The sequence below is a fragment of the Noviherbaspirillum denitrificans genome (genome assembly GCF_002211445.1).
GTDB lineage: Bacteria > Pseudomonadota > Gammaproteobacteria > Burkholderiales > Burkholderiaceae_D > Noviherbaspirillum > Noviherbaspirillum denitrificans.
Genome location: NZ_LSTO01000001.1, coordinates 1,531,171 through 1,539,224, shown reverse-complemented (window position 1 = coordinate 1,539,224; position 8,054 = coordinate 1,531,171). Strand labels below are relative to the sequence as shown.

Here is an 8,054-nt window from a genome sequence, read left to right as displayed (position 1 = left end):
CTCCCGCAGCCGCACCTGCGGCGGCTGCAGCAGCACCGGCCGCCGCTCCGGCGCCGACCGCCAACAAGGGCGATACCGCCTGGATGATGATGGCCACGGTCCTCGTCATCCTGATGACCATCCCCGGCCTGGCACTGTTCTACGGCGGCCTCGTCCGCACCAAGAACATGCTGTCGATCCTGATGCAGGTGTTCATGATCTTCTCGCTGATCATCGTGCTCTGGTGCATCTACGGTTACTCGCTGGCATTTACCGAGGGCGGCGCGTTCATCGGCTCCTTCGACCGCCTGTTCCTGAAGGGCATCACGCCCGACACCATGGCGGCTACCTTCAGCAAGGGCGTCGTGATCCCCGAGTTCGTGTTCGCGGCCTTCCAGGCAACATTCGCGGCCATCACCTGCGGCCTGATCATCGGTGCCTTTGCCGAGCGCATCAAGTTCTCCGCCGTGCTGCTGTTCGTCGTGCTGTGGTTCACCTTCTCCTACCTGCCGATCGCGCACATGGTCTGGTTCTGGCCTGGTCCGGATGCCTTCACCGACGCCGCTGCCGCCGAAAAGGCGACTGCTGCCGCAGGCTGGCTGTTTGCCAAGGGCGCGCTCGACTTCGCCGGCGGCACCGTGGTGCACATCAACGCCGCGATCGCAGGCCTGGTCGGTGCCTATGTCATCGGCAAGCGCATCGGCTACGGTCGCGAATCCATGGCACCGCACTCGCTGACGCTGACCATGGTAGGCGCATCGCTGCTGTGGGTGGGCTGGTTCGGCTTCAACGCCGGCTCCGCACTGGAAGCAGGCGGCACCGCTGCCCTCGCACTGATCAACACGCTGCTGGCAACCGCTGCCGCAACCCTGTCCTGGAGCTTCGGCGAGTGGATGGGCAAGGGCAAGCCGTCCATGCTGGGTGCTGCATCCGGCGCAGTGGCTGGCCTCGTCGCCATCACCCCGGCTGCCGGCTTCGTCGGCGTCATGGGCGCCCTGGTCATTGGCCTGCTGGCTGGCGTGATCTGCCTGTGGGGCGTGAACGGCCTGAAGCGCCTCCTGGGTGCTGACGACTCGCTCGACGTGTTCGGCGTGCACGGCGTGGGCGGTATCCTCGGCGCGCTGCTGACCGGCGTGTTCGCGGCACCGTCCCTGGGTGGCACCGGCATCTACGACTACGTTGCCAACAAGGTTGCGGATGACTACTCGATCGCCGGCCAGGTCTGGATCCAGGCGCAAGGCGTGCTGACCACCCTGATCTGGTCCGCTGTCGTGTCATTCATCGCCTACAAGCTGGTGGACCTGGTTGTCGGCCTGCGTGTGCCGGAAGAGGAAGAGCGCGAGGGCCTGGATATCTCCAGCCACGGCGAATCCGCTTACCACTCCTGATCCTCAGGAAACCGTTTCCCCACCCGCGCTCGCGGGTTTCAAAAGCGCCTCCTCACGAGGCGCTTTTTTTTTGTCCCTTTAAATCCTCAGGATTGCCCCGATCTTGGCTTCGCAGGATGTGCGCGTGGCAGTTTGATTGTCATTAATGTAAGTTTTGGCAGGAATGCGCATGTCGCCGAACAACAGCCCGCAGGCGGAACAGAGGGATTACCGTTAGAATCAGCTCATTCAGCTTGCAAGAATGCTTATACCCGAAAGTTTTTATGGTTCCGCACCTCGTTACGGCCCTCAACGGCCCGCTTCTCGACCTGGAAAAGAAAATCCTGGCGGCGACTCCCGCGATCGAACGCTGGTTCCGCCTGGAATGGCAGGAGCACACGCCGCCGTTCTACTGCTCGGTGGACTTGCGCAACGCCGGCTTCAAGCTGGCGCCGGTCGACACCAACCTGTTCCCCGGCGGCTTCAACAACCTGTCGCCGGAAATGCTGCCGCTGGCAGTGCAGGCGGCAATGGCTGCGATTGAAAAATACTGTCCGGACGCCAAGAACCTGCTGCTGATCCCCGAGCGCCACACCCGCAACACCTTCTATCTGCAGAACGTCGCGCGCCTGATCCAGATCTTCCGCCAGACCGGCCTGAATGTACGGCTCGGCTCGCTGTCCGACGACGTCAAGGAACCGACCAACATCGACCTGCCGGACGGCACGACGCTGACGCTGGAACCGCTGGAACGCTCCGCCAACGGCCGCCGCCTCGGCCTGAAGAATTTCGATCCCTGCACCATCCTGCTGAACAACGACCTGTCGTCGGGCATCCCGAAAGTGCTCGAAGGCTTGCACGAGCAAAACCTGCTGCCGCCGCTGCACGCCGGCTGGGCGGTGCGGCGCAAGACCAACCACTTCGCCGCCTACGACGAGGTGGTGAAGAAATTCGCCAAGCTGGTCGATGTCGACCCGTGGATGCTCAATCCGTATTTCGCCAAGTGCGGCGAGATCAACTTCCAGGAGCGCACCGGCGAGGAATGCCTGGCGGCGAACGTCGATTCGCTGCTGGCGAAGATCCGCAAGAAGTACAAGGAATACGGGATCAAGGAAAAGCCCTTCGTCATCGTCAAGGCCGATGCCGGCACCTATGGCATGGGCATCATGTCGGTCAAGGATGCGAGCGAGGTGAAGGACCTCAACCGCAAGCAGCGCAACAAGATGTCGGTGGTCAAGGAAGGCCTCGAAGTCTCCGACGTGATCATCCAGGAAGGCGTGCACACCTTCGAGCACATCAACGACGCGGTGGCCGAGCCGGTGGTGTACATGATCGACCGCTACGTAGTGGGCGGTTTCTACCGCGTGCATGCGGAGCGCGGCATCGACGAGAACCTGAATTCGCCGGGCGCGCATTTCGTACCGCTGGCCTTCGCGCAGCAGCATGCGCTCCCCGACCTGCAGGCGAAGCCGGGCACCGCGCCGCCGAACCGTTTCTACATGTACGGCGTGGTCGCGCGCATGGCCTTGCTGGCGGCATCGCTCGAACTCGAGAAGACCGATCCGAATCCTGAAGTCTACTGACGGGACGCCTGCATGCGATTCGCCTTTCTTGCCGACCCGCTGGACCACTTCAAGACCTACAAGGACACCACGTACGCGATGATGGTCGAGGCCGCCGCGCGCGGCCACGAACTCTTTGCCTTCCAGCAGAAAGACATGGCTTTTCGCGACGGCAAGGTGACGGCCGACATCCAGCGCATCACGCTGACCGGCGACAAGGATGACTGGTATCGCGCCGAACCGCCGCTGGAGTCGGCACTGGATGCATTCGATGCCATCGTCGTCCGCAAGGATCCGCCGTTCAACATGGAGTATGTGTACCTGACCTACCTGCTCGAAGTGGCGGAGAAGCAGGGCGCGCGCGTGTTCAACCGGCCGGAAGCGATCCGCAGCCACAACGAAAAGCTGGCGATCGCGCAGTTCCCGCAATTCACCGCGCCAACGCTGGTGACCAGCGATGCCGCACGCATTCGCGCCTTCCACAAGGAGCATCGCGACATCATCCTCAAGCCGCTCGACGGCATGGGTGGCACCGGCATTTTCCGCGTGCGTGAAGACGGCATGAACCTCGGTTCCATCATCGAGACGCTGACTGCCAATGGCGCGCACACCATCATGGTCCAGCGTTATATCCCGGAGATCGTCAACGGCGACAAGCGCGTCCTGCTGATCGGCGGGCAGGTGGTGCCGTACTGCCTCGCACGCATTCCGCAGGGCGGCGAGGTGCGCGGCAACCTGGCTGCCGGCGGCCTTGGCGTGGCGCAACCTGTTTCCGCGCGCGACCGGGAAATCGGCGAAGCCCTTGCGCCAGTTCTTTTGAAGCGCGGCTTATTGCTGGTAGGATTGGACGTGATCGGCGACTGCCTGACGGAAATCAACGTCACCAGTCCCACCTGTTTCCAGGAAATCAAGCAACAGACAGGCTTCGATGTGGCGGGAATGTTCATCGATGCACTGGAGACGCAGTGCACATAACTCGCTCCGCGCCATCGTTGCGCGGGGAATAACGACGAACACGTCGGCGGCTCGGGGAAGATTCGCTGTCAACCGCGCACGCGACTGTTCTTGGCCGGACAGAGCATGATAGGGATTCTTCTTCTGACGCACGCCCCGCTGGGGAACGCGTTCCTGGACGCTGCAACGCACGTTTTCCGCGCGCGGCCCGAGCGCATGGAGGCGATCGACGTGCGCGCCGACCAGGATACGGCGGAAGTGAACCGGTTGGCGCAGGATGCGATCAAGCGGCTCGACGATGGTTCCGGCGTGCTGGTCATCACCGATGTCATGGGCGGCACGCCGTCCAATTGCACACTCAAGCTGTGCAGTCCCGGACATATCGAAGTCATCGCCGGCATCAGCCTTCCCATGCTCCTGCGTGCGCTGACCTATCGCAACGACACGATCGACATCGTGGTGGAAATGGCCCTCGCGGGAGGGCAGGGCGGCGCGGTCCGGGTAGACAACCGCGTGCGTCTTTCGCCGAACTGAACAACAAATCACAAGAAAAAATGATTCAACAGGAAATCGAAATCATCAACAAGCTGGGCCTGCATGCGCGTGCTTCGGCGAAACTCACGCAGCTGGCAGCGAAGTACAAGAGCGAAGTATGGCTGACCCGCAATGCGCGGCGCGTCAACGCCAAGTCCATCATGGGCGTGATGATGCTTGCCGCCGGCAAGGGTTCGAAGGTCGTGCTGGAGGCGGACGGCGCTGACGAGAAGGAGTGTTTTGACGCCCTACTCGAGCTCATTCAGAATAGATTCGGCGAAGGCGAATAAGCGCCTCGCTCCATAAACGCCCACAAACAGAATGGCTTCCTTCACGCTCCACGGGATTCCGGTTTCACGCGGCATCGCCATCGGCCGCGCGCACCTGCTCGCGCCTGCCGCGCTGGACGTCAAGCATTACCTGATTCCGCAGGAACAGGTCGAGGCGGAAGTGCTGCGCCTGCAGAAGGCGATTGCCACCGTCCACAAGGAACTGCAAACCATCTGGAACGAGCTGCCGAAGGATTCGCCGGCCGAGCTGGGCGCCTTCATCGACGTGCATGCGCTGATCTTGTCGGACCCGATGATCGCGGAAGTGCCGCTCGACATCATTCGCACCCGTTATTACAACGCGGAATGGGCGCTGGTCACGCAGATCGATGAATTGTCCGCACAGTTCGACGAGATCGAGGATGCCTACCTGCGCGAGCGCAAGAGCGATATCCAGCAGGTCGGTGAACGTGTGCTCAAGGTCCTCACCGGCAGTGCCATCAGCCTGCCTTCGCATGACGGCGACGACGAAAATGCCGGCCGCATGATCGTGGTTGCACACGACATTTCACCGGCCGACATGCTGCAGTTCAAGGATCGCGCATTCGGTGGCTTCGTGACCGACCTCGGCGGCCAGAATTCGCATACCGCCATCGTGGCGCGCAGCCTCGATATCCCGGCGGCGGTCGGCATGTCCAATGCGTCGGCGCTGATCGAGCAGGACGACATGATCATCATCGACGGCGATGCCGGCGTGGTGATCGTCGATCCGCCTCCCAATGTGCTTGAGCAGTACCGCGACCTGCAGCAGCGGCTCATGCGCGAGCGCAAGAAGCTCGGCAAGCTGAAGAAGACGCCGGCCGTCACCAAGGACGGTACCGACATCACGCTGCTGGCCAACATCGAATTGCCCGACGACTGCTCCGGCGCGCTCGACCTCGGCGCGATGGGCGTCGGCCTGTTCCGTTCCGAGTTCCTGTTCATGGGCCGCGCAGGCTTCGTCAACAAGTTGCCGTCGGAAGACGAACAGTTCGAGTCCTATCGCAAGGCGGTGGTGGCGATGAAGGGGCGGCCGGTCACCATCCGCACGCTCGACATCGGCGCCGATAAACCGCTTGATTCCGCCGAGCAAACCGCGCTCAATCCGGCGCTCGGCCTGCGCGCCATCCGCTTCTGCCTGGCCGAGCCGCAGATGTTCCTGCAGCAGTTGCGCGCCATCCTGCGTGCGTCTGCTTACGGACCGGTGAAGCTGCTGATTCCGATGCTCGCGCATGCTTTCGAGATCGACCAGTCGCTGGCGATGATCGAGCAGGCGAAGGCCCAGTTGCGCGAGCAGAACAAGAAGTTCGACCCGCTGGTGCCGGTCGGCGCGATGATCGAAATCCCGGCGGCGGCGCTGACGCTGCCGATGTTCGTCAAGCGCATGGATTTCCTGTCTGTCGGCACCAACGACCTGATCCAGTACACGCTCGCGATCGACCGTGCCGACCATGAGGTGGCGCATCTCTACAACCCGCTGCATCCGGCGGTGCTGTACCTGCTGGCAAGCACGATCTCGATCGGCGCCAAGGCCGGCGTGCCGGTATCGGTCTGCGGAGAGATGGCGGGCGATACGCGTATGACGCGCCTGCTGCTCGGCATGGGCTTGCGCGAGTTTTCGATGCACCCGACGCAGATCCTGCCGGTGAAGCAGGAAATCCTCAACGCCGACCTCGGTGCAATCGCTGCGCAAACAAAGAAGATCCTGCGCACCATGGAACCGGCGGCCATCGTGCAGGCGGTAGAGCAGTTGCGCGAGCTGTAAGCGGAGCAGAAATAAGAAAGGGGACGCCGCGGCGTCCCCTTTTTCATTGCGTCGTCCGTGTTCAGGGCGTTGCGGCTTCCGGCACGTCCTCCGTGCGCTTCGCCTGGCGGCGTTTCCACAGCAGCGGGCCGATCACCAGCGCGGCGGTCAGCAGCAGGATGCCTGCCGAAATCGGCTTGGTGAGGAAGATCGTCATGTCGCCCTGGCTGATCGACAGCGCGCGGCGCAACTGCTGCTCGGCCACCGGGCCGAGGATCATGCCGACGATGGTCGGCGCCACCGGGATGTCGTAGCGGCGCATCAGGAAGCCGATCAGGCCGATGATGTAGAGCAGCAGCAGGTCGAACCAGGAATTGCGCAGGCCGTAGGCACCGAGCGTCGCGAAGATCAGGATGCCGCCGTACAGCAGCGGGCGCGGGATCGACAGCAGCTTGATCCACAGGCCGACCAGCGGCAGGTTCAGGATCAGCAGCAGCACGTTGCCGATGTACATCGATGCGATCAGGCCCCAGACCAGCAGCGGCTGGGTTTCGAACAGCAGCGGCCCCGGCTGCAGGCCATATTGCTGGAACGCGGCCAGCACGATGGCGGCGGTCGCCGAGGTCGGCAGGCCGATCGTCAGCAGCATGGCGAGCGTGCCGGTACTCGATGCATTATTCGCCGCTTCCGGACCAGCCACGCCTTCAATGGCGCCCTTGCCGAATTCTTCCGGATGCTTGCTCAGCTTCTTTTCCATCGAATACGACAGGAAGGTCGGGATCTCCGCGCCGCCCGCCGGCATCGCGCCGATCGGGAAGCCGAGCAGCGTGCCGCGCAGCCAGGGCTTCCAGGAGCGCGCCCAGTCCGACTTCGACATCCAGATCGACCCCTTGACCTGTTCCAGCTTGTCTTCCGTCTTGTTCAGGTAGGTCGCAAGGTAGAGCGTCTCGCCTACCGCGAACAGGCCGACAGCCGCGACCACGACATCGATGCCGTCCAGCAGTTCCGGAATGCCCATCGTGAAGCGCGGCTGGCCGGTCTGCCCATCGATACCGATCAGGCCGATCCACAGGCCGAAGAACAGGCTTGCCAGGCCGCGTGCCATGGACGATCCGAGCAGCGTGGAGACGGTGACGAAGGCCAGGATCATGACCGAGAAGTATTCGGCCGGGCCGAACTTGATCGCCACATCCACCACCAGCGGCGCCATGACGGTCAACATCACGACCGAGACTGTGCCGGCGACGAAGGAGCCGATGGCCGAGGTCGACAGTGCGGGACCCGCGCGGCCGGTCTTGGCCATCATGTTGCCTTCCAGCGCGGTGACGATGGTGGCGGATTCGCCCGGGGTATTCAGCAGGATCGACGTCGTGGAGCCGCCGTACATTGCACCGTAATAGATGCCGGCGAACATGATCAGCGCGCCAGTCGGATCGAAGCTGGCGGTCGCCGGCAGCAGCAGCGCGACGGTGAGTGCCGGGCCGACGCCGGGCAGCACGCCGACCAGTGTGCCGAGCGTGACGCCGATGAATCCCAGCGTCAGGTTCTGCAGTGACATTGCGACGCCGAAGCCGGCGATCAGTGCATTGAAGGTATCCATGTTCAG

At 63.0% G+C, this 8,054-nt stretch carries 7 protein-coding genes; 6 read left to right on the top strand and 1 reads right to left on the bottom strand.

Translation table 11 applies throughout. The annotated features are described in order from the left end of the window. From AYR66_RS07655 to ptsP, 6 genes are all read left to right on the top strand, one after another. Positions 1-1,367, top strand: a 1,367-nt coding sequence (locus AYR66_RS07655) for an ammonium transporter (RefSeq protein ID WP_088709678.1), incomplete at its 5' end; no start/stop codon positions are given. Positions 1,368-1,630: 263 nt separating this feature from the next. After that, positions 1,631-2,929 (top strand): glutamate--cysteine ligase, encoded by a 1,299-nt coding sequence (gene gshA, locus AYR66_RS07650; protein WP_088707014.1) that lies wholly within the window; start codon positions 1,631-1,633, stop codon positions 2,927-2,929. 12 nt (positions 2,930-2,941) lie between these two features. Next, positions 2,942-3,883 (top strand): glutathione synthase, encoded by a 942-nt coding sequence (gene gshB, locus AYR66_RS07645; protein WP_088707013.1) that lies wholly within the window; start codon positions 2,942-2,944, stop codon positions 3,881-3,883. Positions 3,884-3,988: 105 nt separating this feature from the next. Beyond that, a complete protein-coding gene (locus AYR66_RS07640; protein ID WP_088709677.1) occupies positions 3,989-4,396 on the top strand; it encodes a PTS sugar transporter subunit IIA in 408 nt (135 codons plus the stop codon). Between the two features lie 20 nt (positions 4,397-4,416). Then, positions 4,417-4,686, top strand: coding sequence for an HPr family phosphocarrier protein (locus tag AYR66_RS07635; RefSeq protein WP_088707012.1), 270 nt, complete (start codon positions 4,417-4,419; stop codon positions 4,684-4,686). Between the two features lie 31 nt (positions 4,687-4,717). Continuing rightward, on the top strand, positions 4,718-6,469 hold the full coding sequence (ptsP, locus tag AYR66_RS07630; RefSeq protein WP_088707011.1) for a phosphoenolpyruvate--protein phosphotransferase: 1,752 nt from the start codon (positions 4,718-4,720) through the stop codon (positions 6,467-6,469). Positions 6,470-6,530: 61 nt separating this feature from the next. On the opposite strand, the gene AYR66_RS07625 is transcribed toward ptsP, so the two are convergent. Then, positions 6,531-8,048, bottom strand: coding sequence for a tripartite tricarboxylate transporter permease (locus AYR66_RS07625; RefSeq protein ID WP_088707010.1), 1,518 nt, complete (start codon positions 8,046-8,048; stop codon positions 6,531-6,533). Between the last annotated feature and the right edge of the window lie 6 nt (positions 8,049-8,054).

Coding starts and splice junctions, on each gene's coding strand:
- ptsP (WP_088707011.1), top strand. CDS start 4,718: ATGGCTTCCTTCACGCTCCACGGGATTCCGGTTTCACGCGGCATCGCC.
- gshB (WP_088707013.1), top strand. CDS start 2,942: ATGCGATTCGCCTTTCTTGCCGACCCGCTGGACCACTTCAAGACCTAC.
- AYR66_RS07640 (WP_088709677.1), top strand. CDS start 3,989: ATGATAGGGATTCTTCTTCTGACGCACGCCCCGCTGGGGAACGCGTTC.
- AYR66_RS07625 (WP_088707010.1), bottom strand. CDS start 8,048: ATGGATACCTTCAATGCACTGATCGCCGGCTTCGGCGTCGCAATGTCA.
- AYR66_RS07635 (WP_088707012.1), top strand. CDS start 4,417: ATGATTCAACAGGAAATCGAAATCATCAACAAGCTGGGCCTGCATGCG.
- gshA (WP_088707014.1), top strand. CDS start 1,631: ATGGTTCCGCACCTCGTTACGGCCCTCAACGGCCCGCTTCTCGACCTG.